Here is a 26,813-nt window from a genome sequence, read left to right as displayed (position 1 = left end):
TATGACTTTTATATTTTACTAAAATTTTGTTTCAAAGTAAATTCTCTTTTCCTCTGAAGTTAAAATATCTGTGATTTCTAAAATCTTTGAACTTTCCTTATGGACAGTTAATACAGAAGTTGCCTTTTCAAAATTATAATTTTCGAGAGAATATCTTTTGGCAATTTTTTTGATTTCATCTTCTTTTTTAGTTGTAAAATCGTAAATAATATTTTCTTTTCTTTTTAAAATAGTTGGATTTGTACTTACACAATTTAAAAATTCAATTAGTTTTTCTACTGTAAGTGATTCCTTAAAGTCCATATTTTCAAATTCTTCGGCATCTAAAGATTTTTTAGTTTTAACATCTTCAACCTTAACGCTAATTTTACCTTTATCTATGTCCCATGGATTTTCACCAAGAGCATTGATTATGTGTGAGTATTTTTCATTTATAGAATTTACTTTTTCAGCTTTAGTTTCAACTTTTTTAGCAGGTTCATTAGTTTTATTATTAGAATCATCAGCCTTAGGCTCTACTTTTTTAGCAGGTTTACTAATTTTATTAATAGAATCATCATCTTTAGGCTCTACCTTTTTAGCAGGTTCACTAGTTTTATTATTAGAATCATCAGCCTTAGTTTCAACTTTTTTAACTGGTTCCTTAGCTTTATCTTTAGTTACGTTAGCTTTAGGTTCAACTTTATTATCTTCAGTTTTTTCAGAAGGAACTTCAAATATTTCTTTTGATTCTGAATTTCTTTTTTCTCTTCTCTTTTTAGCACGGTCTTTTTTTCTGGAAGCATCGTATTTATTTTCTTCCTTAACTTTAGAATTCCTTACAGAATCATCTTTTCTTATAACATCATCATTTTTAATTTCTTCTGTCTTATGTACTTTTTCAACAGAAGGTTTTTCTTTAGTTTCAATAGATTTTTTAGCAGTGGGAGTATTTTTATTTTGATTTTTTCTCCACATAATATAGCAAACGATTACAATAATGGCAACAACAATTATTAAGCCACCCATAATAACACCTCCGATTTATTTATATTATACCACTTAAATACAAAATAACTACTTTAATTCATTAATTTTTAAAAAAATAAAAAATTATTTGCTATTAGTTTAAATAATAAAGTTGAATTTAAAGTAGGCTAGTTATATAATGTTATTTATTCATTACCAAGATAAAGAGAAAAACTATATTGGTAAATAGTTATAGAAAAACTAATTTTAGCTTATAAATCTATTAAATTGATACTTAGAATAATTTATACTAGACTATTGGGAAAAGTAATTGTTAAATTTTAAAATTATATTAAATATATGAAGCATGATTAACAATGTTTTCACAAAATGCTATATTTTTTTGGGAGGTTATTATGGGAAAGATTAAAAAAAGACTAAAAAATTTTAAAGCACCAGATGCTTTGCTATTAATATGCATTTTAATGGCAATGGTATCAATACTTACTTATTTGATTCCAGCAGGAGAATATACTAGATTCTTAGACCCTGAGACTGGCAAGGAAATGGTTGATCCAAATTCATTCCACTATATTGAAAACACTCCAGTAGGACCTTGGAAAGTATTATCTTCAGTTCATCAAGGGCTTGTAGAATCAGCTGAAATTACTTCCTTTCTATTTATTATAGGAGGAGCTTTTGGAGTACTCAACTCTACAGGAGCTTTAGAAGCATTAATTTCAAGAACAGCTACTAGATTAAAGGGAAAAGAAAAACTAGTAGTTATATTTTTTGTAACATTGTGGGCATTGGGAGGTGCTTTCTTAGGAAATTTTGAAGAATGCCTTGCATTTTTACCTATGCAAATAACCCTATGTCTTGCCTTAGGCTTTGACTCAATAACAGGTGTTGTAATTGGAATTTGTGGTGTTGCTGTTGGTTACATAGGTGGTGTAATGAATCCTTTTACTTTAGGAATATCACAACAAATAGCACAACTACCGCCCTATTCAGGCATTGGATTTAGATTAGTTTTATGGCTTGCAACTCTCACTGTAACAATTGTTTACATATACAGATATGCTGACAAAATTCATAAAAATCCTCAATTATCTTTATCTTATGAAGTGGATAAGACTAGTAAATACAGAGAAGAAATTTCTTCAAATATCGAGTTTTCAATTAGACATAAATTAGTTCTAATATCTTTTGTACTTGCAGTTATAGGCATAGTATATGGAGTAATAGTATTTCAATTTTATTTAGGAGAAATGGCAGCTGTATTTATTTTATTAACAATAGTCATGGCTTGTATTTCTGATAAGCCTGTCAATGAAACAGTAAATGCTTTTGTAAATGGAGCAGCTGACTTACTTTATCCTTGTCTATGTGTAGGATTTGCAAGAGGTTTAACTATTATAATGATGGAAGGACATATACTTGATGTTATAGTTCATTCTTTAACGGGAGTTTTAGGAAAACTACCATCAATAGTATCTGCACCATTATCTTTTATTGTAATATCAATAATAAATCTATTTGTTCCATCAGGATCAGGCAAAGCTGTAATTGTAATGCCTATCTTAGTTCCTATGGCAGATGTTTTAGGAATAACAAGGCAAACTGTTGCTCTTGCATATCACATGGGAGATGGCATAACTAATTTACTTTCACCAGCAGAAGCTACAATAATGGTAGCCTTGGGATTAATGAAAATATCCTATGGCAAGTGGATTAAATGGTTTTGGAAGTTAGTTTTACTATGGTATTTAATAGGAATAATTGCTTGTATTATAGCAGTAAATATTGGATTTGGACCATTCTAGGAGGAGATATGAATAAATTTAATTCAATTGATGATCTAAAAGAAGTGCAAGTTTTAAGAAATTTTTTAATGCTTACAGAAATACCTAGACCATCCTTTAAAGAAAAAAAGGTTTCAGATTTTTTAAAAAATTGGGCTGAAAAAAACAATTTAGAAGTTAAACAAGATGGTAAATATAATTTAGTAATAATGAAAGATGGTCAAAAGAGCGGAGAAAAAAAAGAGCCCTTAATTTTACAAGCTCATATGGATATGGTTTGTCAGAAAAAAGATGGTTTTGATTTTGATTTTGACAATGATCCTATACCTGTACAAATTGATGGAGATGAACTCAATACAGGTGGAAAAACTACACTAGGTGCAGATAATGGACTAGGGGTAGCCATAATAATGTCTGTGTTAGAGGATAAAGAAATTTCACATCCGCCAATAACTGCAATATTTACCACTGTTGAAGAAGATGACTTCAGTGGGGTTAAAAATCTTTCAAAAGATTGGCTAATAGGCAATAGAGCTATCAACATAGACAATAGCAAGGATAATGAAATTATTGCTGGAAGTAATGGTGGAATGGGAGTTACTTTTTCATTAGATATAAATAGGCGAGAAAGGAAACTTTTTAATACTTTTAAAATTAAAATTGGAGGTTTACTAGGCGGTCACTCTGGCGAAGACATAGAAAAAGGTAGAGGAAATGCCATTATACTACTATCTAGATTATTAGAAAAATTGGAAGATGAAATTGAGATTTTAGATATAGAGGGTGGAACATTTAGACTTGCAATTCCTAGAGAGGCTTATGCAATAATAAGTACTAACCTAGACAAAAATAAATTAGATAATATTCTTAAAGAGTTTGAAGAAGAACTTCACTTCGAATACAGTGCCTTTTCAGATATTATCTACGTCAATTCTGAAGATTTTAAATTAGATAAAGAAGCAATATCCCCAGAAGATTTAAATAAAATAATTAATATTATTAAATTATATCCCAATGGAATCTTCGAAGTTGATCCAATAAAGCATGTAGTTATTTCATCAAATAATCTAGGGGAATTGAGAATTGAAAACAATACTGTTAAATTTGTCAATGAAATAAGAGCTATAGAAAAAACACAAGTTGAATATACACTTAATAAAATTTCGAAAATAGCCAATATATATAAAGGCAGTTTAGAAGGATATGCAAAATATCCAGGCTGGAGATATGACCCAGAAAGCAAACTAAGAAGGGATTATAAAGAAATATTTGAAAGAGAACTTGGCGAGAAAATAGAAGTAAAGGTTTCAGCAGCAGGATTGGAGTCAGGTTATTTGCTAGAAAAAAATCCTAATTTAGATATAATTAGCGTTGGTCCAAATCACACAGGACTTCACAGTCCATCTGAATCGGCAAACATCCCTTCTATAATTAAATTTTATGAGACCTTTAAAGTGTTTCTCAGGGAAATAGATTAAATATAAGGCTTTAGAATAATGATTTTAATATTTTAATTTATTTTATATTTTTTAATTTGATTTATAACGATAATTATAGTGGATGAAAGTATGAGTATAATTGCCAATACTTGTTTAGAAAATATTAGTTCTGACAATAATAATAATATTCCAAACACTACACTAGTTACAGGTTCTAGACAAGAAAGAATGGAAGTGTAGGTTGCTCCAATATTTCTAAGTGATTTTTGATACAAAAGTGTAGCTCCTATGGTAATAACAATGGAATAAAGAAATATAAATATCCATTGAAATGGGTTATAGGATAAAACTAGTTTATTGCCCGTTATATGGACAAATACAAATATTAAAAAACTTGAAATTAAATTTATATAAAATAAAATTCTTATTGAATTTAAGTTTTTTAAAACACTCCTTTCCAAAAAGATTGAGTAGAAAGAATAAGTAAAGGATGAGATAGCAGCTAAAACTACTCCTCTTAAATCTATATGTCCACTTTTTAAATCTATTATTAAAACTAATCCAAGGCTAACTGATAAAATGCAAAATACGTCAATTTTATTTGGTCGACTTTTAGAAATAATTGTATTAATGATGAAAATAATAATTGGATATGCAAAGTGAATAGTAGTTGCAACGCCTGAAGATATGTAATTATAAGAGCTATATAAAGTTAATGATGTTGCAACAAAAAATATAGAGCCAATTATTAGATAAATAAATTCTTTAAAATTAATTCTGATACTTTTATCCTCTAGAATACATAATATAAAAACTAAAATTAAAGAGAGGCTAGTTCTGTAAAATGCTGTTGAAGTAAAATTTGAGCCAAAGCTATAGATAACTTTAGTAAAAAGAGGCATTAAGCCAAACAATATAGCCGAAAATATTGCTTGAAAAATACCTTTAAGTTCTTTACTGATGTTCATTTTATAACCACTTTATAGATAGTTTTTGCTTAAATTAATTTTTATCTTGTCAAAATCCTCTAGAATTTTTATTTAATAATAGTTTAGCAAATAAAAACCATTATTTTAGTTAATATAATTTTATGTAATGGAAAATTATTTGCATAAAATTATACTATAAATATACTCAATTAAAAACTGATCTCCTTAAATTAGTTCTAAGTCTAACTATGGGAGATCAGTTCTTATTGAGCCTTTATTTTCATTTGTTATGCTAATTTCTTTCTTGATTCTCTTTTATTTTTTATTATATCGACAACGTCACGCACTTCACGCACACCTAATTTATATAAAGACAATAGGTATACGCAAGCTGCGATTAAAACTATTATCATTAAAAGGGTTAGTCTTAAAAGTGTTTGAAAAGCACCTGATGTAAAGGACATAATTAATTTTTCGTAAGGGAAGTAAGATAATGCAACAAGTCCCATGGCAAGGGAAGCCATCAATGTTTTTATTAGTGCCTTAATGTAAGACTTTGTTCCGAGATTTCCAATTTTTCTTCTAAGAAGTATAAAGGAAATGAGAAGTGCAATTGTCGTTGCAATGGAAACTGATGCAGCAAGTCCATTAGTTCCATAATGTCTTGCGACTAAAAGATTAAGTCCAACATTTATTATTACATTAGTTACGCCTACGTAGAAAGGCGTCTTTGTATCTTTAATAGAATAATAAATTCTATTTAACACATTTATTACAGAAATTGAAATTAAAGATAGAGAGTAGCATCTAAGTGTAGATGTAGCCGCAATACCATCTGTTGCAGTAAAGGATCCACGTACAAAGGCAATTTCTATAATTGGTCTTGCTAAAATTATTAGTCCAATAGTTGCTGGTACTGTTATAAATAAAACTGTTTTAATTGAAGCGTTCATAACTTTTTTGCCTAGTTTCATATCTCCTGAACCTAAAGTTTTTGTAAGTATTGGAAATACTATGGCAGTTATTGCAGTTATAAAAATTCCAATTATCATTGTATTCATTTTGTTTGAATAATATAAGATTGATGCAGCACCTTTGCCCATGCCTGATGCTAAGTTTCTATTTACGATTGTGTTTATGTCATTTACAGAAACTGATACAAAAACTGGTAGGGCGAGGAGAATTGCCTCTCTTACATATTGATCTTTAAAGTCGGCAATAAATTTTGGTCGGTAGCCAATTTTTATTGCATTTGGTAGTAAAAATAAAAATTCTGCAAGTATTCCAAGAACTGATGCAATAGTTAGCCCCATTATCCCAACATGTTTAGAAAATAGTGCTAAGTAAATTATATAAGTTAAGTTTAGTGGAATGGCAATGGCACCAGTGGCTGCGAATTTGCCGCCATGTTGAAGATATCCTTCCATTACTCCAACCCACGATGAAAATAAAACTACGGGCATTCCAACTTGTATAAGTTTAACAACAATTGCATAGGTTTCTGGATCAGCTTGTGATGCAGACAATAGTGCAATTTGATTTGGAAAAAGGATTCCTAGTGCAATTAGAACAAGGGATGCCAAAGATGATATAAGTAGTAAATTATTGGTGAAATAATTCTTTCTGCTCTTTCCATGATCCATTTCAGCCTTTTGTACAGAAGGTATATAGGTTGTCGCTATCGCTTGAGTTACAAAACTAGATATCATTGCTGTTGCAGCTTGTGCAAGGGAAAAGGCGTCCATTTCTGTTCCTGCACCAAAGACATAGGCAGTGAGTGATTCTCTAAAAAACCCAAAAACCTTTCCTATTAACAAAAATACTGTAATGGCGAGAGTTGACTTTGCAATTCGTGAGCCTGCGTTATCTTTATTTTCCAATTTATTATCTCCTTTATAAGTCTTATCAAATTATAATTTGTTTAAAAATTTATGTCAAGTGAGGTTAAAATCTATTATTTTAAAGAAATTTAATTATGTGTTATTATTGTTTTATAATAATAACAAAGGAGGAAAAATGAAAAATAGAAATTTAATAAAAAAAGTTTTGCCCTATTTTTATAAATACAGATTTACACTTTTCTTAGATTTATTTTGTGCAGGACTTACTACTGCAAGTGAAATGGTTTTGCCACTAATTCTCCGCAAACTAACAAATCTTGGTATGAAAGATTTGTCATCTATTACCTTTGAATTTGTGCTAAAACTTTCATTGATATATTTTGCAATAAAGGTTATTGAGGTCTTTGCACAATATTTTATGACGAGCATTGGTCACATAATGGGTGCACGCATAGAAACGGACATGAGAAGGGATCTTTATTATCATCTTCAAAGTCTTTCTGACACTTTTTATAATGAAACAAAAGTGGGTGTAATTATGTCACGAATTACCAATGACCTCTTTGACATAACGGAGTTTGCACATCACTGTCCTGAAGAATATTTTATCGGCGTGTTAAAAATTATTATTTCATTAATAATACTTCTTACTATTAATGTAAAAATGACTCTTTTAATTTATATTATGATTCCGCTAATGATTTATTTTTCTGGTCATTTTAGAAATAAAATGCGAGAAGCACAAAAGGATCAAAGAGTTCATATTGGCAATCTAAATTCTGCCATTGAAGATTCTCTGTTAGGGATAAAAGTTGTAAAGTCTTTTGCCAATGAAGATGTGGAGAGCGAAAAATTTACCTATGAGAACAATAAATTTTTAGGAATAAAAAAGAGATACTACAAGTCAATGGCTGGTTTTAATACAATTAATAGAATTTTTGACGGATTGATGTATCTTATTTTAATTGCAAGTGGCGGCTATTTTCTCATGAAAAGAGAAATTGGTCCAGAAGATTTAATAGTCTATGTAATGTTTATTCAGTCACTTCTTGCAACGGTTAGAAGAATTATTGAATTTACAGAGCAGTTTCAAAAGGGAATGACAGGTATCGAAAGATTTGCAGAAATTATGTCTGTTGAATCAGATATAAAGGACAAAGAGAATGCAATTGAAATAAAAAATGTAAGGGGAGAAATTTCCTTTAATAATGTGGACTTTAGTTACGGAAAGAGCGAAGAAAAGGTCCTAAATAATTTTAGCGTGGATATTATTCCAGGCGAAAAACTTGCAATAGTAGGACCAAGTGGTGCAGGAAAGACTACAATTTGTAATTTGATCCCAAGATTTTACGATGTGGACAGCGGTTCTGTTAAAGTAGACGGAATTGATGTGCGAGATATAAAAATAAAATCGTTAAGAGAAAATATTGGCATAGTTCAACAAGATGTGTATTTATTTTCTGGAACAGTTAAGGACAACATTGGCTATGGAAAAAGTGATGCAAGTGATAAAGAAATTATTGAAGCTGCAAAGTTGGCTGGAGCTTATGAATTCATCAGAAATCTACCAGATGGTTTTGATACCTATGTAGGCGAGCGTGGAGTAAAATTATCTGGAGGACAAAAACAGAGAATTTCCATTGCTAGAGTTTTTTGAAAAACCCACCAATTTTAATTTTAGATGAAGCAACTTCAGCTCTCGACAACAAAAGTGAAATTGTTGTGCAGGATTCTATTGAAAAACTTTCAAAGGGAAGGACAACTATTACCATTGCTCATAGACTTACAACTGTACAAAATGCAGATCTAATTATTGTAATGACAAAGGAGGGCATTGTGGAAAGAGGAAAGCACAGCGAACTTATGGAAAAGAAAGGTTATTATTACAACCTCTATACAAAGGGTGGCAGATTAGAATAATAAATTTATTTTAGGGTATATCATAACAAGAAAGAAACTTTGAGAGGTGTATTATGCAAGATTATATAGAAATTATAAAAAAAAGAAGATCTTATTACGATTTATCTGAAGATGTACCACTTTCTAATGAAGAAATAAAATATTTGATAGAAGATGTTTTAAACACAACTCCATCTCATATGAACTCGCAAACTACGAGAGTAGTATTGCTTTTTGATGAAAAATCAAAGGACTTTTGGAAGAGAGTAAATGAAACTTATGACAATAAAATAAATGAAGAAAAATTTCACGGATTTTATCATGCAAAGGGTACAGCTCTAATTTTTATCGACAAAGATGAAATTAAAGAGCAAGAAAAGAATATTCCATTATATAAAGAATATTTTGAAACTTGGGGACAACATTCGGCAGCAATGGTACAGCTAAATATTTGGCAAGCACTTCGTGATGAAGAAATTGGTGCAAGTAACCAACATTACAATCCACATATTGACTCATGGGTTAAGGATTTATATGAAATACCAGATTCATGGGAACTCATTGCAGAAATCCCCTTTGGAAAAATCCAAGAAGAACCGGAGAAAATAGACAAAAAATCAATTGATGAAATTTTAAAAGTTATTGAGTAAATAAAGAAAAGTAGGCGAGAGTCTACTTTTCTTTATTAACTTATACTTGTAATAAAAATCTCTTATGACTATAATAAGAGTATCAGGGGAGCTTTTGCTGAGATTAGGTTAATCCTTAAACCCTTTGGACCAGGACAGGTAATGCTGTCACGGGAACAATGCCTCTCTTTGAAGAGGTTTTTTTTATTTTATTTTATTTTTTAATGAGGAGGTTTTATGAAGATTTCAGTAGCAATACAAATACTTCCTACAACTAAAGAAGGTACTTCAGAATCTGTTGTAGAAGTTGTAGACAAAGTAATTGAATATATAAAGAGCGAGAAAGTAAACTATGTTGTAACTCCCTTTGAAACAGTTATAGAATTAGATAACTTCGACAGGGCTTTTGAAATTTTGAAAAATTGTGTAAAAATAGCTGGAGAAATTTCAGAACAAGTTGCTTGTTATTCTAAGACATTTTATTCTGAGAAGGGAATATTGACCATCGATGAAAAAATCGGCAAGTATCAAGGATAATATCTCAGCAGCTTCCTTGATAATAATTATTTTAGCTATTTGGCATTTTGTAACTACAAAGGGAATTGTAGGACCCTATTTGCTTCCTAAACCCTTTGATGTCATAAAGGCATTTGTTACAGATTTTTCTACTATTGCATCTCATCTTGGCACAACTCTCATAGAAGCTTTTTTAGGCTTATTTGTAGGAGTTAGTTTAGGTTTTGTTGCAGCTTTATTAATGGATTTGTCAGAGTTTGTTTATTCTGCTCTGTATCCCATTTTGGTTTTGACGCAAACTGTGCCAACGGTTGCAATTGCACCACTACTTGTATTGTGGATGGGATATGGAATTGCTCCCAAAATTGCCCTTATTGTAATTGTAACATTTTTTCCAGTTGCAATTTCTCTTCTCGAGGCATTTAAACAAGTGGATCAAGATAAAATAAAACTATTAAAGGCAATGGGTGCAAGAAGGTTTGAAATTTATAAATACATTAAATTGCCTGAGAGCATGGGAAACTTTTTCTCTGCTTTAAAAATTGCAGTTTCATATTCTGTTGTAGGTGCGGTAATTGCTGAATGGCTTGGAGGTTTTAAGGGGCTTGGAGTATATATGATCAGAGTCCAAAAAAATTACTCCTTTGATAAAATGTTTGCTGTTATATTTTTAATTTCGGCTATTTCTCTTATTTTGATGAAACTCGTAAGTTATATTCAAAAAAAGGTGATGCCGTGGATGGAGGAAGAATGAAAAGTTTAAAAAAATTATTAGTTTTAATTTTAGCGGGAATTATGCTTACAGCTTGTGGTAAAACTGAAAATAAAAAAGTTGAAGAAGAAAAGGATAAGCCAATGGAAAAAGTTAGCTTTTTACTTGACTGGGATCCAAATGTTAATCACGCAGGCCTTTATGTGGCAATGGACAAGGGATTTTTTGCAGAGGAAGGAATTGAAGTTGAAGTAAATCAACCACCGGCAAATGGAGCTGAAGCTCTTGTTGCATCAGGCAAGGCTGATTTTGGAGTATCTTTTCAAGATACAATTGCTCCTGCCTTTGCAAGTGAAAAGCCACTTCCCGTTACAGCAGTTGCTGCTATTATAAATCACAATACTTCTGGTATTGTATCAATTAAAGACAAAAACATCACAAGGCCTAAGGATATGGAAAATCACAATCACTCAACTTGGGGACTTCCAATTGAACAGGCAATTTTAAAACAAGTTGTTGAAGACGATGGAGGAGATTTTTCCAAAGTAAAATTAATTCCTGGTGATGTTACAAACACACTTGCAGCAATTCAAGGTAAAGACATTGACACAGTATGGATTTTCTATCCAGTAGATGGAGTTAGAGCTGAAATGGAAAATGTGCCAATTAATTATTTTGCTTTTAAAGATATTAATAAAACTTTTGACTATTACACTCCAATTTTAATTGCAAATAACGATTTTTTAAAAAACAAAGAAGATTTAGCAAAGAGATTTATGCGTGCTTTCTCTAAGGGATATGAATACGCAGCAAAAAACCCAAAGGAAGCTGCAGAAATTCTAGTTAAATTAAATCCAGAACTTGATAAAGAGTACACAATTAAAGCAATGGATTATATCCATGACAAATACAAAGATGATGCTGAATATTTTGGTGAAATAAATGCAGATAGATGGAATAATTTTTACTCTTGGTTGTGGGAAAATAAATTAATTGATAGAGAAATTCCTAAGGACTTTGGTTTCACTAATGATTTTGTAAATCCTGAAAAATTAAAATGAGTGAAAAACTAGAGATTTTAAGAGTAAGTGATGTAGATAAGTCCTTTGGCGACAAAGAAGTCCTAAAGGGCATAAACATCGTATTGAATAAGGGAGAATTAGTTTCGCTAGTTGGCGTTTCTGGAAGTGGGAAGACGACTTTATTTAATATAATTGCGGGACTTTTAAAGCCAGATAGGGGCAAAGTTTTTTTAAAAGGTGAGGATATCACTGGAAGGTCTGGCAAGGTTTCCTATATGTTGCAAAAGGATTTGCTACTTCCTTATATGACCATTATCGACAATGTATCTCTACCATTAATTTTGCGAGGCAACAAGAAAAAAGTCGCAAGAGAAAAAGTCAGCGGATTATTTAAAGATTTTGGTCTTGAAGGAACTCAGGAAAAGTTCCCTTCACAGCTTTCAGGAGGAATGGCACAGCGTGCAGCACTTCTTAGAACTTATGTATTCTCAAATGAAGTAGCACTACTTGATGAACCCTTTTCTGCTCTTGATGCAATAACTAAGGCGTCGATTCACAAGTGGTATAAAAAAATTATTGGAGAGATGAAAATTTCTACGATTTTTATAACTCATGATATTGAAGAGGCAGTAAAAATTTCAGATAGGATTTATATTTTGGGGAAAAATCCAGGAACAATAATTGATGAAATAGAAATAAAAGAAGATTTTAAAGAAAATTTTTTTGAAGATAAAAAATTTATTGAGTACAAAAAACACATTATTGAAAAACTTGATAAAATTATTTAAACGAGGTAAATACCTCGTTTTTTATTTGGTGTCGCATTTAATTTTACAATTATCCTTTGATTTTAGTCAAACCTATTTCTTTGGATAATACTTAATAAGTAATTCATTTAAATTTTCTTTACTATTCATTTGTAAAGTTAATATTGGTTGGTAAATTTGGAAGCTTATTTCTATTTTTTAATTTCTTCATTTAATGTAATATCTTTATAACTCATATTAATAGACCTATTTGTTTTTTGGTAATTAATATTTTATATAAAATTAGTATGAGTTTTTAGTTGCTAGCAATTCCACATTTTATTTTACAGCCAAACACACAAAATAAATTTGAAAAGATTAAATATAAATGATATCGTTATTATATAAAGGAGTGATGTTGTTATGGATTATAATATCTGGGATTATTTTATGATTAGAACTCCAGCTTTACCATTTTATTACTTAGAAGAATATAGAAATTCAAACAAAGACATATATTCATTTATATCAGAAAATGAGACTTTGGATAATTTTTTAAAAAATGCTCTCTTGGTATCTTCTAAATCACTCTATTATTCATATATTAATAAACCTAAAGAAGAAAAAAATATAGAAATTTATGTCAAGGCTTACTAAAATATTTTATACGAGCAAGCTCTAGGGCAACTCCTTATGAATGTTTTGCAAACGTATCCATTGTAGAATTTGGGCTAAATACAAATATCGAAAAAGAAGATGAAATAATAGATACTAAAGTAGACACAGATTGGGCAAATGGGTTAATAAAAAAATTAGAAGATGACTCAACTATACTTAAAAGCTTATCCTTAAAATTCAATGATATTTGTTATGTCAGTGGAGATAGACTGAAAAATCCTTATTTTACAAATAGAGGAAATTTAAAAGAAAGTACAGAAGAAATTAAAGAAAGTAGCATTAGATTTGCAAATCTTGTAGGCTTAGTTAAAGACAAGTCTAAAGATTTTATAAAATATAATGATTTATTTTACTTCATTTTTTAGATTTAGATAAAATAGATTTAAAATCAAATAAAGGAATAACTGAAATACAGGGATATAAAAATGACTTTAGTTTTTATGTGGGATTGGAGGAATCTTTTTGGTTTTGTTAGATATACTGATTGGTGATATGAGATATAAATAGACTAGAATACAAAAAACATTAAATAGCTAGCAAATTATAATTTAGATATTTAGCAAACTATATTTCAAAGGAGGATTATAAAATGAAACAATATAAGGATTTTGATCTCGATTTAAACAAGATAAAGGAAAATAGTGGTAGCGAGACTTTGGAATTTTCTCTTGGACCAGTTTGCACATATATATCGTCTAAACTTTTTGAAAGTGCTTTTTTAACAAAGTGTAATTCCTGTACTTGTCCATCAGCAGTATGTTCAGTTACAGATGCTAGAAATTGTATTAATGTTAACAATGAAAAAGATTCTATCAGGGAGTTAAGTGGATGCTAAATAAGTAAAAATTATTAAAAAAATTTTTAAGATAATATAGTTTGCTAATTTAAGTTTATGAGGAGGAAAACTAATATGAAGAAGAATGAGTTATTAATTGCTTTGATTACTTGGCTAATAGTTATAGTAATAGATACATTTGTAAATCTAAATTTATTTTACGAAGCATTAATATGGTTTGCTATTTATTTTGTATTGACTAGATTATTTTATAATAAACCTATTAATTAGAATTTATTTAAATACATTTATTTTAAGTTTAATGGTTTTATATAGATAAATTTTATATATGTAAATTCGGATTGGTTTTGAATTTTATATAAAGATATTAAAAAAACAATGCTTTAATATAAGGGGTGGATAATTGAAATATGGGAAAATTTTTAAAAAATATTGCCTTTTGTATCTCTTTTTGTTTCGTAAATTTTTTGATTTTTAATATAATCTTTAACATTATTTTTGTATTTTTAAAAAATTTAAATTTAATTGATATAAATCATATAAACTTATTAGCTTCTATTGTATTTATTATAGTAACATACTTAATAACTAGAAGAGATATAAAAAAATCTTGTTTTAAAGATTTAAATATAAAAACAATTGATATTTATGTATTTATTCTCTCAAACATCTTAATATCAACAATATTTTTCATTTTAATTTATAATATTGAAAATAAATTAAATTTTATTTATTACCAAAGATATTTAAAGAATTTCAATGAAAAATTACAAATAAATGATATAAATATAATTGCCCTATTAGAGATAATTTCTACATCTATTATTTTAGTACCAATAGGGGAAGAATTATATTTTAGAAAAATAGGAATAACTTTTTTAAAGTCTAAGGGTCTTAATAATAACTATGCAATTTTATTATCTGCGTTTTCTTTTGGACTATTTCATTTTACAATTCTTAGTTCCTTAATATATTCATTTTTAATAGGTTTTATCACTGGATTACTTTATATAGTAACTGGCAAACTAAGATATTCGATTTTGACTCATGGGTTTAGTAATTTACTGTCTATGTCATCGGCGTTATATTACTATGTTATTTTAAAGGATACGCCAGACATTAACTTTATTATGAAACATAATAACAATATAACAGGAATAATAAACATATTTATTATATTAATATTAATATATTTCATAAAAATTTTTTATAAGAAAAAATTTATTGGAATTTATAAAAAATTCTTTAAATATTTATATAAATAAATTTAGAAAAATAAGGGCACAAACATAGAAAGGAGAAACTTATGAGTGGATTTAAAGATTTTGATTTAGATTTAACTAAAATAAAGCAAGATGAAAAAAGTGAATCAACTATGGGGACAACTCCAGTATGTTCTTGGATAGTTGAATCATTTATCAATACAGGAGATGGTTGTATGACACAAAAATGTAAAACTTTAGCTTGTCCGTCTACTGACTGTTCACCTGGAGATATGACAACTGTTTGCAACGGAAGAATGGACAATGCTTTAAGATGTTAATTCAGAAGTAAAAATAACAGTTCTAATTAAATAGAAAATAAAGCCTTATACTGTTAAAATAAATTAATTTGAATAATAAAAAAATTTATTAAATAATTGAGGGGTACAATGAAAGCAGAAGGAAAGAAAATTTTAGAGAAAATTGGAATGGCAATGATAGTTTCTTTTATAATATTTATTTTTCTATCATCGATTAAGTTTAAAGAGGCATCGGATTCTTTTTTAGTATTTAGGTCACTTCTAAATCCTATTTCTATATTTATTGGATTTAGTTGTTTATTTGGCATTCATGTTGCAGATTTTTTTAAAGATTTGATCAAAGGAATGAAAAATATAAAAATTAAAGAATTAATATTATTTTTCAAATATGTTTTTATTTATCAAGGGATTATTATTTTAACAACAAATTTAAATTTTTTACAAGAATCGAATAATGAAACAAGTGAATTTATTGATTTGTATTTAATTATTATGATGATATTATTTGTTTTATTTGAAGAATATATTTTTAGGTATTTAATACAAACAAAATTAATGAACGTTTGTAATGACTATGGGATATTATTTATGGCAATAGTTTTTGGATTCTTTCATTATGGAAAATATAAATCAGGTTTTTTATTTGGAATAGTATTAGGAATTGTTTACATAATGACAGAAAACATTACATATACCGTCATAATTCACTATTTTTTGAACTCAACATTATCATTAAGAATTGTAGTATTTTTACAGAATTTTTTTATGGCAACCAATGTAGAATTAGACGGATTAAATAACACTACTGGATTTATAAGTTTATTATTGGGAGTTGTTTTAATGCTTGTACAATTGCTACTAAAAGGTAATTATATTTATTCTTTTAGACAAAAAGAAAAAGAACTTCTAAAAAAGGTATTGCAACAGATTAAATATTTACCTGAACTTATAAAAACTTTTCCACTTAATATGGTACTGTTTTTTAGATTTTTTATTTAAATACAAAAAGTATTTACAATTAGTTTATTAATATATAAAGGAGGTATTATGCATATAGTTTGTGTAATTGGAAGTAATTACGATAAATCAATTGGAGCACAAATAATTTTAAATATAGTAAAATCGTTAGGGCATAATTATACATACGAAATTTTAGATTTAAAGAATTTAAACACACGGTTTTGTCTTGGATGTGGTTCGTGTTTTAACACAGGATTATGCCCATTAGATTCAGTAGATGATTTATCATTTATAAAAAACACATTAAAATCAGCAGATATAATAATATTGTACTCATCAGTTTATGTTTTGTCTGTTTCAGGGTTAATGAAAAATCTAATAGGTCGATGTGTACTATATTGCCACACTTTAGAATTAGGTGGAAAATTAGGATTTACTATAACTTCTACATCTGAAACAGGAGGTCAAAAAGTATCAGAGTATTTAAAACAAGTACAAACATCAATGAGAATTAAAAATTTAGATAACTATATTTATAGAAAAGTTGATAACAATGTTAGTGATTTTATACTAGAAGTATCAAAAAAATTGATTACAAAATAAAAATTTATAAGTTTAAAAAGTAAACATATTAATTATGATTTAAATTTTATATAAACACATATTAATTTGTCTACACATAATTAATTTTTGTAGATTATAAGATTTGCTAGATAGATTAAATTCTCAATAAAAAAAATATAAAGGTATAAAGATTACATTTTTCGTATATTTATGTACACTACCATTTTAAAACAATTTATATTCTTTAAAGTGGTAGTGATTTTGTTAATTATAAGATATTTCATGAGTATAAATAAATCAATGAGTTAAAAAATGGTAAAAGAGGGAGGGTTAATATGAGTATAGAAAAAGAAACAAAATACTTCTTATTTATAGTTTTTTTTCTAGATTTTTTACTGGGAATTACATGTAAATATTTTTATAAAGTAGATAATACAGGGGTTATAACCCTTATTACGAGTTTAGTTCCTGCTTTTATTGCTATATTATTAGAAAAGATTTTAAGTTAAAAGATTTATTTAAGGATAAATTCAACTTGATATATTCTTTATACTTCATAATATTTATATTTTTTTACATATTATCATTCTTTTCAGAAAAAGTTTTAAATAAGATTGATTATGTCGTGTATTTAGGTTGGCTAATTAGTCTTTATGTATTAACTATAGATGATAAAAGATTAAGAGGAAAATTTAATTTTGCTTTATTTCTTAAATGGGCTTTTGTTGTAATTTTAATAGATACATTTAGAATGGGAATATTAAATTTTTACTTTCAATCAGATGTAGATGTTACTGATCTTTTAACGAGAGTAATAGGTACATTTACCATAGGATTATTTAGCACAATCATTAATTTAATATTTACTATGGGTGAAGAATATGGTTGGAGATATTTTTTACAGACAAGATTTCAATCATTGTATGGTAATAGAATAGGAGTTTTATTAACTGGCATTATGTGGGGCTTATCTCATTTGCCCTTGTATTTTTTTGTATTTTATTCTGGAATAGAAGGCCTTTATGCAGGTATAGATATTACTGTATTTTGCATTACTATTGGGATAGTGCTTGGACTCATTTATATGGAGAGTAGAAGTGTTCTTGCGGTAACTTTCATTCATCTTTTGCACAATATGTTTATGACTAATGTAACGAGTGCAGATTACAATCAAGATTTTATTTTTACAAAAGAATTTTTACTTGTATCTGTAATAACAGCTATACTTGTATATACTCCATTTTTATTAAATAAAAAGTATAATTGAATTTTAACTTGAATTAAAATAAGGGTGCCTATTATGATTAAGAATTATGAGCAAAAGATTACTAATATTAATGATAGAATGTCAAATTATTTTATAAATAGAGATAAAATAATAGATTCAAATGATATTATGATAATAAATCAATTATTATTGAATAATTATAATGAAATTTATATAAGGAAAGTTTATGATTATTATAAGGATATAAGAGATGAATTCAATAAAGGAAATATAATATATAATTGTGGTATGATTGGAGGATTAGGACAATTTGCTTTTGTGTTGAAAGAATTTTCGATTATAACAGGATTATTAAAAGATTTTTCAAAAAGTGTTGATAATTTATTTTTTAAAATCACACTGAACTTACTTAAAAATTATGAAGGATATAAAAGCATTCATTATAATTTTTATGATATTACAGGTGGATTATCAGGAGATTTGTACTATTTTCTAGATAATAATTTTGAACAAAAAGGAATAGAAAATATAATTAAATATTTAGTATCAATAACAATTGAAGATAATAAATTTTTTATAAAAAGAGAAATGCAAAAAAATGATTTAGAAACTATAAATTTTCCACATGGACATTTAAATTTTGGAATGGCCCACGGAATTATTTCAATTGCTATAGTGTTAGCAAAAGCAAAAAGCAAAGGATATAATATTAAAGATTTAGACAATGCTATAGAAAAAATATTAGCTTATTACAAAAATTTTTGTAGGAAAATAAATAATGTACTTTATTGGCCTGTAAAATTAAATCTTGATGATTTATACAACAAAAAATATAAATTAGATTTAGAAAATTATAAGTCGAGTTGGTGTAATGGTAACTTGGGAATTTTAAGAGGCTTAATAAAAACTTATTCATATTTAGGATATGAAGAAGAAAAAAATTTTTACATAAGAGAACTTATAAATCTTTTATGTAAAGATGACTTAAACTTGAACATTTCTAATTTGTGCCATGGATATTCTTCTGTAATATCAATAATTGATTATTCTTTTTCAGATAAATATTTTAGGAAATTATATTTACAAGAAAAATTAGATATAAAAGATAAGTTTATTGAGCTAATCATAAATGAAATAACTAAAAAAGGGCTTAATTCTTATATAGATGATATATATTTTGGCGATATTAGTTTCTTGCAAGGATTTACTGGAGTATACTTAACTCTCAACAATAGTATGAATTATATTTCCAATTTTGGAAAATTGATAATGATAGATTAAAAAGATTAGTTTATTTAATTTTTAACTAGGATAAATATTAGGACTAAAAATGAAAGAAAAAAATATGATAAAAATATATTTAAAAATATAATTTGGATTGTTCATAATATAAGGGTAATAGATAATAAATATATTTTCATATCTATACTATCTACTATAATAAATGGTATTATTTCTCCCATTTCTCTTGTAATTATGCAGAAGATTATAAATGGAGTTCAAGTAGAAAAAAACTTAAATAATATAATTTTTTATATTATAATTTATATTTCTATAGACTTATTTAACTCGATATATTCAAGCATTCTAGGGTACTATAATACTAAATATACCATGAAATTTAATTTATATTTTTCTGAAAAAATATATTTAAAGGCATCTAGATTATCTCTATCTGATTATGAAAATTCAAAGACCTATGACATAATGAATAGGGCACAGAATCAAGGAGGAAATAATCTTTTGTCTTATTATGGTGATTTTATGTCTGTAATAACTCAGCTGATTACTCTTTCTTCTTATATTTTTATTTTAATAAATTTTAGAGTTTGGCTTGTAGTAGTTATTATGATTATTCCCATATTTAAGTATTTTATAAATAATAAGTTTAATTTAAAAAGATTTGAGATAATAAAAGGGAGGACAAATGATAGTAGAAAAAGTTGGTATTTAACATATTTATTGTCTTATGGAAATTTTTATAAAGAACTTAAAACATATAATCTTTTTTCTTATTTTATAAATAAATATAAAAACCTTATTAAAAGATTTAATAAGGAAGATTTAGATATAAATAAAACTCAAATAAAATGGTCAAGCTTAATTAGTATAGTTGAAACACTAGTAGATGGATTTATTTTTTATTTCACAATTTCATTGGGATTTCTTGGTCACATTTTAATTGGAGATGTTATTACTTATATTAGGGCCATTTCAAATTCTAAATCTAATATAACTTCGGTTCTTTTAGGACTATCAAATATGGTCAATCAAAGTTTATTTATAGGTCAATTATTTGAGTTTTTTGATTTGAAAGAAGAGGACGTTTCTAATAAGATAAAAATAGATAAAATAAAAGAAATAGAAATAAAAAATTTATATTACAAATATACTTCTTCAAGAGAATATGTACTTAGAAATATTAATTTACATATAGGTAAGAATGAAAAAATTGCGATTTTAGGAATGAATGGAAGTGGAAAGACAACTTTAATAAAATTAATTATGGGATTTTATAGAAATTATGAGGGAAATATATTAATTAACGGCATTGAAGTTAGGGATATTGATAAAGAATCTTTGCTAAAAGAAATTTCAACTCTATTTCAAGATTTTGTTAAATATGAGGCAAGCTTTAGAGAAAATATATCTTATAGTAATCTAGATATTATGAATGAAGATGAAAAAATAAAAAACATAGCAAATAAATTTAATTTTTTAGATTTGATCAATTCTTATGATAAAAAACTAGATACTCAATTAGGAATGTGGTTTGACGATGGAATTAACCTATCTATGCGGCAGTGGCAAAAAGTTGCTCTTGCCAGAGCCTTTGCCAAAAACAGTAGTATGTATATTTTAGACGAACCAAATGCTGCAATGGATGCTATTACAGAAAAAGAAATTTCAAATTTATATAAAGATATCTTAGAAAATAAAATTGGTATAATTATCGCTCATAGATTTTTAAATATTGTGAATATTGTAGATAAAATAATAGTATTACAAAATGGAGAAATAGTTGAACGAGGAAGTCATGAAGAGTTAATTAAAAGTGGAAATATCTATAAAAAACTAATTAAATTATAAAAATAAGGTTTGCTTTATCATAGGAGTCATAAAATCAATATTTTGTGAATAAATTTATGCTGCTATAATTCGCTATTTTTAACCCTTCCCATAATAAAACTAAATTAATTTTGGCTTTATGTCAAATTTTGGGGAGACTCGATAATATAGGGTCTCTTTTTACTATAAAAATCATTTACAAGAAAGCATTATCCTTTTTCTAAATTTTTGAAAATTTCTCATACTAGAACAATTTCTTTTAAGTGACAAATTTATCATTTTCTTTTATCTTATTTACAAGTACATCTTTAAAAGCAAAAAGATTTATATTATTATTTCTTTGCACTTATATGCATCTTAGACCGTTTTTTTATTTAAAGTTTAGGACTTGGTGAGTATAAGTGCAATATTTTTCACATAAAAATATCTTTTAGAGATTTTACTCCCAAACAGATTTTATAGAGTTTTTTTGTACAAAATACTAATGAAGAGAGGTTAAAGTAGCTTTGATAATGTTTGCATATTATGCTGCTTTTTATTATAATTATATTAAGTTATTGCTATTGTTTGTTTAGAAAGAAGGAGGAAATTAATGCAATACTTTGTAGATTTAAACAGCGATATTGGTGAATCCTTTGGTGCCTATAAATTAGGTATGGATTCAGAAATTGTAAAATATGTAACTAGTATTAACTGTGCTTGTGGTTATCACGCAGGTGATCCACTAATTATGGATGCAACTTGCAAGGCAGCTGCGGAAAATGGAGTAGAAATTGGGGCTCATCCAGGATATCCTGATTTAATGGGATTTGGCAGAAGAAAAATAGACGTTAAACCAGAAGAAGCTAGAGCATACATGCTTTATCAAGTTGGAGCACTTACTGCTTTTGCAAAGGCACATGGCAAAAAGCTTCAACACATGAAACTTCACGGAGCATTTTACAACACTGCTTGTAACGATGAAAAGCTTGCAAATGCAGTTTTAGATGCTATTGAAGAATACGATAAAGATTTAATCCTTATGGTATTAAGTGGATCTTACATAGCTAAAGAAGGCAAAAGAAGAGGACTTAAAGTAGCTCAAGAAGTTTTTGCAGACAGAGGATATAACGAAGATGGAACTCTAGTAAATAGATCGCTTCCAGGTGCTTTTGTCAAAGATCCTAAGGAGGCAATTCCAAGGGTTGTAAAAATGATTAAAGAAAACAAAGTTACAACTGCTAATGGCAAGGAAATTGACATAGTTGCAGATTCAATTTGTGTTCACGGCGATAACCCAGAAGCTCTCGAATTTGTAAAAAACATTAGAGAGGGATTAAAAGCTGAAGGTATTGAAATTAAATCTTTATCTAGTTTCCTAAAATAAGGAGGAATATATGGAAAAAAATAAAAATAATTTATCTGTTCTTTTAGGAGCAGCCTTTTTAATGGCAACATCTGCTATTGGACCAGGGTTTATGACACAAACTGCTACCTTTACTACAAAAATTGGAGCAGATTTTGCAGCAGTAATTCTAATTTCAATTATCTTTTCATACATTGCACAACTTAATGTGTGGAGAGTTATTGCAGTATCAAAAATGAGAGGCCAGGACATTGCAAATAATGTACTCCCAGGACTTGGATATGTAATTGCATTTTTAGTTGCAATTGGTGGTTTGGCATTTAACATTGGTAATGTTGGTGGAGCAGGACTTGGACTTAATGTAATTTTTGGAATTGATGTAAAAATTGGGGCAGCAATAGGTGGAGTAATTGGAATTATTCTTTTCTCTTCTAAATCTGCAAGTTCACTTATGGATAAAGTTACACAAATTCTCGGGGCACTTATGATTATCCTAATTGCCTATGTAGCAATTAAGACACAACCACCAGTTGGCGAAGCTCTAAAATCTGCTGTTGAACCTGCAGGTGGATTTAATAGTATTTTACAACCCACTCTTACATTAATCGGTGGAACTGTTGGTGGATACATTATATTCTCAGGTGGACATAGACTTATTGATGCTGGAATTACTGGCGAAGAAAATCTTTCGCAAGTAACGAAATCTGCATCACTTGGTATTGGTGTTGCTTTTATCGTAAGAGTTTTACTATTTTTAGCAATTCTTGGAGTTACAAAAATGCAAGGAGCAGAGATAGATCCTGATAATATTGCAGCTTCTTCATTCTTAGCAGCTTCTGGTGTAGTTGGATATAAGATTTTTGGTTTCGTATTTGCGGCAGCAGCTTTTACTTCAGTAGTGGGTGCAGCTTATACATCAGTATCATTTTTAAAAACATTATTTAAATTTGTAGCTGATCACGAAAACATGGTTACAATTGCTTTTATAGTATTATCTACAATTATGTTTATCTTTATAGGACAACCTCAAACTCTATTAGTATTAGTTGGAACTTTAAATGGCTTCATTCTTCCAATAACTCTTGCAGTAATTTTGTTTGCATCTAAAAACAAAAAAATTGTTGGAGATTATATACACTCAAATATACTTTTTATCCTTGGATGGATAGTAGTTGCAGTTACTGCATTTATGGGAATTCAAACTGTAATAGCAAATGTTGGCAAACTATTAGGATAAGTTAGGAGTAAAAAATGTATGATAAAATAAAGTTTTTAACGGCTGGCGATTCCGCCATTGTCATGGAATTTGGCAACACAATTGAAAAGAAAATCAATGCAAAGATTTCCGCAGTTGTTGAAAATTTAAAAGAGAAAAAAATAGATGGTATTTTAGACATTTTGCCAACTTACAGATCTATTTTAATTAATTACGATCCTGTAAAAATTTCTTATGGCGAAATGGTTGAGATTTTAAAGGGACTTAACAAGTCAAACAAAGACAACAAGAGTGACGAAGTTAGACTTATTGAGATCCCTACTCTTTATGGTAGAGAATATGGACCGGATATTGAATTTGTAGCTGAAAACGCAAATCTTAGCGTAGATGAAGTTATAAAAATTCATTCGGGTACGGATTATTTAGTTTATATGATGGGCTTTATGCCAGGTTTCACTTATTTAGGTGGACTTGATGAAAGAATTGTCACTCCAAGACTTAAAAGTCCAAGGCTTAAGATCGAAGCAGGTTCTGTAGGTATTGCAGCAAATCAAACGGGAATGTATCCACTAGAATCACCGGGAGGATGGCAATTAATCGGAAGAACACCACTTAAGCTTTATGACGACACTAAAGAGCCGCCGGTTTTCATTCAAGCAGGCGACTATATTAGATATGTACCTATTACTAAAGAAGAATATGACGAAATAGAAAAAGAAGTTGAAAAGGATTCTTACAAAATTTCCATTAAGAAAGTAAAGAGAGGTGATCTTCATGAGTAGTATCGATGTAATAAATGGTGGAATTCTTACGACAATTCAAGATAGTGGTAGATATGGCTATCAAGAATTAGGTATTCCTACATCGGGTGTCATGGACGATTATAACTATAAACTTTCAAATATATTAGTTGGAAATAAGCTTGATGAAGCTGTGCTTGAAATGACTTATTTTGGGCCAACTTTGAAATTTAATGAAGAAATAACAATTGCAATAACAGGTTCTAATATGAGTCCAAAGATAAATGGCAAAGCTGTTCCAATGTTTGAAACTATAAAAGTCAAAGCAGGAGAAACTCTCCAATTTGGAAGAGTTGATGAGGGAATAAGATCTTATATTGCCTTTGGTGGTTCAATTGATGTACCTGTTGTAAATGGGTCTAAATCAACTCATATAAAGACAAAAATGGGAGGGTTAAATGGTAGAGCTTTAAAACCTAAGGACCAACTTAATATTAAAAAGTCTAAGGAAAAAACTATGAGGAGGATTCCTGAAAAGTATCTTCCAAAGTTTTCTCACTGTAATATTTTAAGAGTTGTACTTGGGCCTCAAGATGATTATTTCACAGAAAAGGGTATTCACGATTTATTTAGATCAGGTGGATATCAAGTTACTAAAGATTTTGACAGAATGGGAATTAGACTAAAGGGAGAAGAAATTGAACATAAAGAAACTGCAGATATTATTTCTGACGGAACAACTTTTGGTTCAATTCAAGTGCCAGCAAATGGGCAACCAATTATACTTTTAGCGGACAGACAAACTACTGGCGGATACACAAAAATTGGAAATGTGATTACACCAGATCTTTACAAGCTTGCACAAATGGCTTTCTTGGACAAAGTTCTTTTCCAACAAGTTACAATTGAGGAAGCTCAAAAATTAACTGTTGATTACAAAAATAAATTTGATGTAATAAAGAAGGAGTCAATAATATGAAATTAAGTGAACTTGCAAAGATGCATCCAAAGAAGGTAAGAGAACTCATAAGAAAGGGTGAAGTTGATCTTCCAACTTCTGGAATAAGTGAAGGATATTTGCAAGCTAACCTCGCAATACTCCCAAAAAAATACGCCTATGACTTTTTACTTTTTGCACAGAGAAATCCTAAGCCATGCCCAATTCTTGAAGTACTAGATGAAGGAAGTCCCATTACAAAAATTATGGCTGATGGGGCAGACATTAGGACTGATATCCCGAGATATAGGATTTATAAAGATGGAGAATACGTCAAAGAAGTCAAAGATTTAAAGGATTTGTGGCGAGATGATTTCGTTACTTTTGTAATTGGATGCTCTTTCTCTTTTGAAAAGGCGATGCTAGAAGCAGATGTACCTGTAAGACATATTGAGGACGAGCATAATGTTCCAATGTATATTACAAATATTGCCACTTTGCCTGCAGGAATTTTTCACGGAAATACAGTTGTATCTATGAGACCAATTCCTTACAAGGATATTGTTAGAGCTACAACTGTTACAGCAAGATTCCCAGCAACTCATGGTGCACCTATTCACATTGGAGATCCTTCTATTATTGGAATAAAAGATATTGACAAGCCGGACTTTGGTGAAAAAAGTATAATTAAAGAAGGGGAAGTGCCAGTATTTTGGGCTTGTGGAGTAACACCTCAAGCAGTTGCAATGGCATCTAAACCAGAAATTATGATTACTCACGCTCCAGGGCATATGTTAATCTTAGATAAAAAGGATGCTTACGTTTCAGTATTTTAAAAAATTCTGCCAGGAAAACTTGGCAGATTTTTATTGATGAAAATTAAATAAAATTTTAGACAAATAACTTCTTTTTTATGTTATAATTCTCAAATATTATACAGGGATGATAAGATGGAAATTAATCGTTTAATAATTTTTGCCAATATTATAAATTTTATTCTCTATGGAGTAGATAAGTTCAGGGCGAAAAATAATTCGTGGAGGATTAGAGAAAAAACTTTGTTAACTCTTTCAATTTTTGCAGGAGTTGGAGGTTTTCTTGGGATGGAAATTTTTAATCACAAAACTCGCGAGAGAAAATTTTATATAGCAAATATTATTGGAATTTTTTTAACAATTTATTTAATAAAATAGGTTGTACCCTTTTTAAGGAGCATCTTTTTTGCAGCTCTCAACAAATATGTTCATTATATAATACCATTAAAATATTTTA

The 26,813-nt window shown here is 28.5% G+C and carries 28 protein-coding genes and 1 pseudogene; 26 read left to right on the top strand and 3 right to left on the bottom strand.

The window, feature by feature from the left end; genetic code table 11:
* Positions 1-18: 18 nt before the first annotated feature.
* A complete protein-coding gene (locus BIV18_RS03540; protein ID WP_075659327.1) occupies positions 19-1,008 on the bottom strand; it encodes a hypothetical protein in 990 nt (329 codons plus the stop codon).
* A gap of 356 nt (positions 1,009-1,364) precedes the next feature.
* On the opposite strand from BIV18_RS03540, the gene BIV18_RS03535 reads away from it, so the two are divergent.
* Together BIV18_RS03535 and pepD are read left to right on the top strand one after the other, a co-directional pair.
* The gene (locus BIV18_RS03535) at positions 1,365-2,774 is read left to right on the top strand and encodes a YfcC family protein (protein WP_083635519.1); all 1,410 of its coding nucleotides are present in this window, start codon (positions 1,365-1,367) and stop codon (positions 2,772-2,774) included.
* A gap of 8 nt (positions 2,775-2,782) precedes the next feature.
* Complete coding sequence (pepD, locus tag BIV18_RS03530) at positions 2,783-4,231, top strand: beta-Ala-His dipeptidase (protein ID WP_075659326.1); 1,449 nt, start codon at positions 2,783-2,785, stop codon at positions 4,229-4,231.
* Between the two features lie 32 nt (positions 4,232-4,263).
* Here pepD and BIV18_RS03525 read toward each other — a convergent pair whose 3' ends face one another.
* On the bottom strand, positions 4,264-5,160 hold the full coding sequence (locus BIV18_RS03525; protein WP_075659325.1) for a DMT family transporter: 897 nt from the start codon (positions 5,158-5,160) through the stop codon (positions 4,264-4,266).
* 248 nt (positions 5,161-5,408) lie between these two features.
* Positions 5,409-7,001, bottom strand: coding sequence for a murein biosynthesis integral membrane protein MurJ (murJ, locus tag BIV18_RS03520; protein WP_075659324.1), 1,593 nt, complete (start codon positions 6,999-7,001; stop codon positions 5,409-5,411).
* Between the two features lie 136 nt (positions 7,002-7,137).
* Here murJ and BIV18_RS03515 point away from each other — a divergent pair.
* From BIV18_RS03515 to BIV18_RS03410, 24 genes and pseudogenes are all read left to right on the top strand, one after another.
* Positions 7,138-8,882: pseudogene (locus tag BIV18_RS03515) on the top strand (ABC transporter ATP-binding protein).
* Between the two features lie 53 nt (positions 8,883-8,935).
* Complete coding sequence (locus BIV18_RS03510; protein ID WP_075659323.1) at positions 8,936-9,511, top strand: nitroreductase family protein; 576 nt, start codon at positions 8,936-8,938, stop codon at positions 9,509-9,511.
* A 216-nt stretch (positions 9,512-9,727) separates the two neighbouring features.
* Positions 9,728-10,027 carry a thiamine-binding protein gene (locus tag BIV18_RS03505; protein WP_075659322.1) on the top strand — a complete coding sequence of 100 codons (300 nt, stop codon included), beginning with the start codon at positions 9,728-9,730 and terminating at the stop codon, positions 10,025-10,027.
* Positions 9,999-10,760, top strand: coding sequence for an ABC transporter permease (locus BIV18_RS03500; protein WP_075659321.1), 762 nt, complete (start codon positions 9,999-10,001; stop codon positions 10,758-10,760). The genes BIV18_RS03505 and BIV18_RS03500 overlap by 29 nt, the downstream gene beginning before the upstream one ends.
* A complete protein-coding gene (locus tag BIV18_RS03495) occupies positions 10,757-11,779 on the top strand; it encodes an ABC transporter substrate-binding protein (RefSeq protein WP_075659320.1) in 1,023 nt (340 codons plus the stop codon). Before BIV18_RS03500 ends, BIV18_RS03495 begins: the two co-directional genes overlap by 4 nt.
* Positions 11,776-12,528: an ABC transporter ATP-binding protein gene (locus BIV18_RS03490; protein ID WP_075659319.1), complete on the top strand. Its 753-nt coding sequence runs from the start codon at positions 11,776-11,778 to the stop codon at positions 12,526-12,528. Before BIV18_RS03495 ends, BIV18_RS03490 begins: the two co-directional genes overlap by 4 nt.
* 381 nt (positions 12,529-12,909) lie before the next feature.
* The gene (locus BIV18_RS03485; RefSeq protein WP_075659318.1) at positions 12,910-13,143 is read left to right on the top strand and encodes a hypothetical protein; all 234 of its coding nucleotides are present in this window, start codon (positions 12,910-12,912) and stop codon (positions 13,141-13,143) included.
* An 8-nt stretch (positions 13,144-13,151) separates the two neighbouring features.
* Entirely contained in the window at positions 13,152-13,529 is a 378-nt protein-coding gene (locus tag BIV18_RS11420) for a lantibiotic dehydratase (protein WP_083635575.1), read from the top strand.
* A gap of 224 nt (positions 13,530-13,753) precedes the next feature.
* A complete protein-coding gene (locus tag BIV18_RS03475) occupies positions 13,754-13,999 on the top strand; it encodes a hypothetical protein (RefSeq protein ID WP_075659317.1) in 246 nt (81 codons plus the stop codon).
* Between the two features lie 75 nt (positions 14,000-14,074).
* Positions 14,075-14,230 carry a hypothetical protein gene (locus tag BIV18_RS10625; RefSeq protein ID WP_169970424.1) on the top strand — a complete coding sequence of 52 codons (156 nt, stop codon included), beginning with the start codon at positions 14,075-14,077 and terminating at the stop codon, positions 14,228-14,230.
* A 140-nt stretch (positions 14,231-14,370) separates the two neighbouring features.
* Positions 14,371-15,225, top strand: coding sequence for a CPBP family intramembrane glutamic endopeptidase (locus BIV18_RS03470; protein ID WP_075659316.1), 855 nt, complete (start codon positions 14,371-14,373; stop codon positions 15,223-15,225).
* A 41-nt stretch (positions 15,226-15,266) separates the two neighbouring features.
* Positions 15,267-15,503 carry a hypothetical protein gene (locus BIV18_RS03465; protein ID WP_075659315.1) on the top strand — a complete coding sequence of 79 codons (237 nt, stop codon included), beginning with the start codon at positions 15,267-15,269 and terminating at the stop codon, positions 15,501-15,503.
* 108 nt (positions 15,504-15,611) lie between these two features.
* Complete coding sequence (locus BIV18_RS03460) at positions 15,612-16,481, top strand: CPBP family intramembrane glutamic endopeptidase (protein WP_075659314.1); 870 nt, start codon at positions 15,612-15,614, stop codon at positions 16,479-16,481.
* 48 nt (positions 16,482-16,529) lie between these two features.
* Complete coding sequence (locus BIV18_RS03455) at positions 16,530-17,045, top strand: flavodoxin family protein (protein ID WP_075659313.1); 516 nt, start codon at positions 16,530-16,532, stop codon at positions 17,043-17,045.
* 296 nt (positions 17,046-17,341) lie between these two features.
* Entirely contained in the window at positions 17,342-17,515 is a 174-nt protein-coding gene (locus BIV18_RS10925) for a hypothetical protein (RefSeq protein ID WP_235860776.1), read from the top strand.
* Between the two features lie 116 nt (positions 17,516-17,631).
* On the top strand, positions 17,632-18,273 hold the full coding sequence (locus BIV18_RS03450) for a CPBP family intramembrane glutamic endopeptidase (protein ID WP_235860775.1): 642 nt from the start codon (positions 17,632-17,634) through the stop codon (positions 18,271-18,273).
* A 33-nt stretch (positions 18,274-18,306) separates the two neighbouring features.
* The gene (locus tag BIV18_RS03445; protein ID WP_075659312.1) at positions 18,307-19,515 is read left to right on the top strand and encodes a lanthionine synthetase LanC family protein; all 1,209 of its coding nucleotides are present in this window, start codon (positions 18,307-18,309) and stop codon (positions 19,513-19,515) included.
* Between the two features lie 30 nt (positions 19,516-19,545).
* A complete protein-coding gene (locus tag BIV18_RS03440) occupies positions 19,546-21,324 on the top strand; it encodes an ABC transporter ATP-binding protein (protein WP_328585303.1) in 1,779 nt (592 codons plus the stop codon).
* 571 nt (positions 21,325-21,895) lie between these two features.
* Positions 21,896-22,669 (top strand): LamB/YcsF family protein, encoded by a 774-nt coding sequence (locus tag BIV18_RS03435; RefSeq protein WP_075659310.1) that lies wholly within the window; start codon positions 21,896-21,898, stop codon positions 22,667-22,669.
* A 10-nt stretch (positions 22,670-22,679) separates the two neighbouring features.
* Complete coding sequence (locus tag BIV18_RS03430) at positions 22,680-23,885, top strand: NRAMP family divalent metal transporter (RefSeq protein ID WP_075659309.1); 1,206 nt, start codon at positions 22,680-22,682, stop codon at positions 23,883-23,885.
* Between the two features lie 14 nt (positions 23,886-23,899).
* The gene (gene pxpB, locus BIV18_RS03425; protein WP_075659308.1) at positions 23,900-24,646 is read left to right on the top strand and encodes a 5-oxoprolinase subunit PxpB; all 747 of its coding nucleotides are present in this window, start codon (positions 23,900-23,902) and stop codon (positions 24,644-24,646) included.
* Positions 24,639-25,583, top strand: a complete 945-nt coding sequence (locus BIV18_RS03420; protein ID WP_075659307.1) for a 5-oxoprolinase subunit C family protein — start codon at positions 24,639-24,641, stop codon at positions 25,581-25,583. The genes pxpB and BIV18_RS03420 overlap by 8 nt, the downstream gene beginning before the upstream one ends.
* A complete protein-coding gene (locus BIV18_RS03415; protein WP_075659306.1) occupies positions 25,580-26,377 on the top strand; it encodes a putative hydro-lyase in 798 nt (265 codons plus the stop codon). Before BIV18_RS03420 ends, BIV18_RS03415 begins: the two co-directional genes overlap by 4 nt.
* 114 nt (positions 26,378-26,491) lie before the next feature.
* Entirely contained in the window at positions 26,492-26,734 is a 243-nt protein-coding gene (locus tag BIV18_RS03410; protein WP_075659305.1) for a DUF1294 domain-containing protein, read from the top strand.
* Positions 26,735-26,813 lie beyond the last annotated feature (79 nt).

Origin of the sequence: Peptoniphilus grossensis (assembly GCF_001940285.1) — a bacterium.
GTDB classification, from domain to species: domain Bacteria; phylum Bacillota; class Clostridia; order Tissierellales; family Peptoniphilaceae; genus Peptoniphilus_A; species Peptoniphilus_A faecalis.
This window is presented reverse-complemented; position numbering and strand designations above follow the sequence as displayed.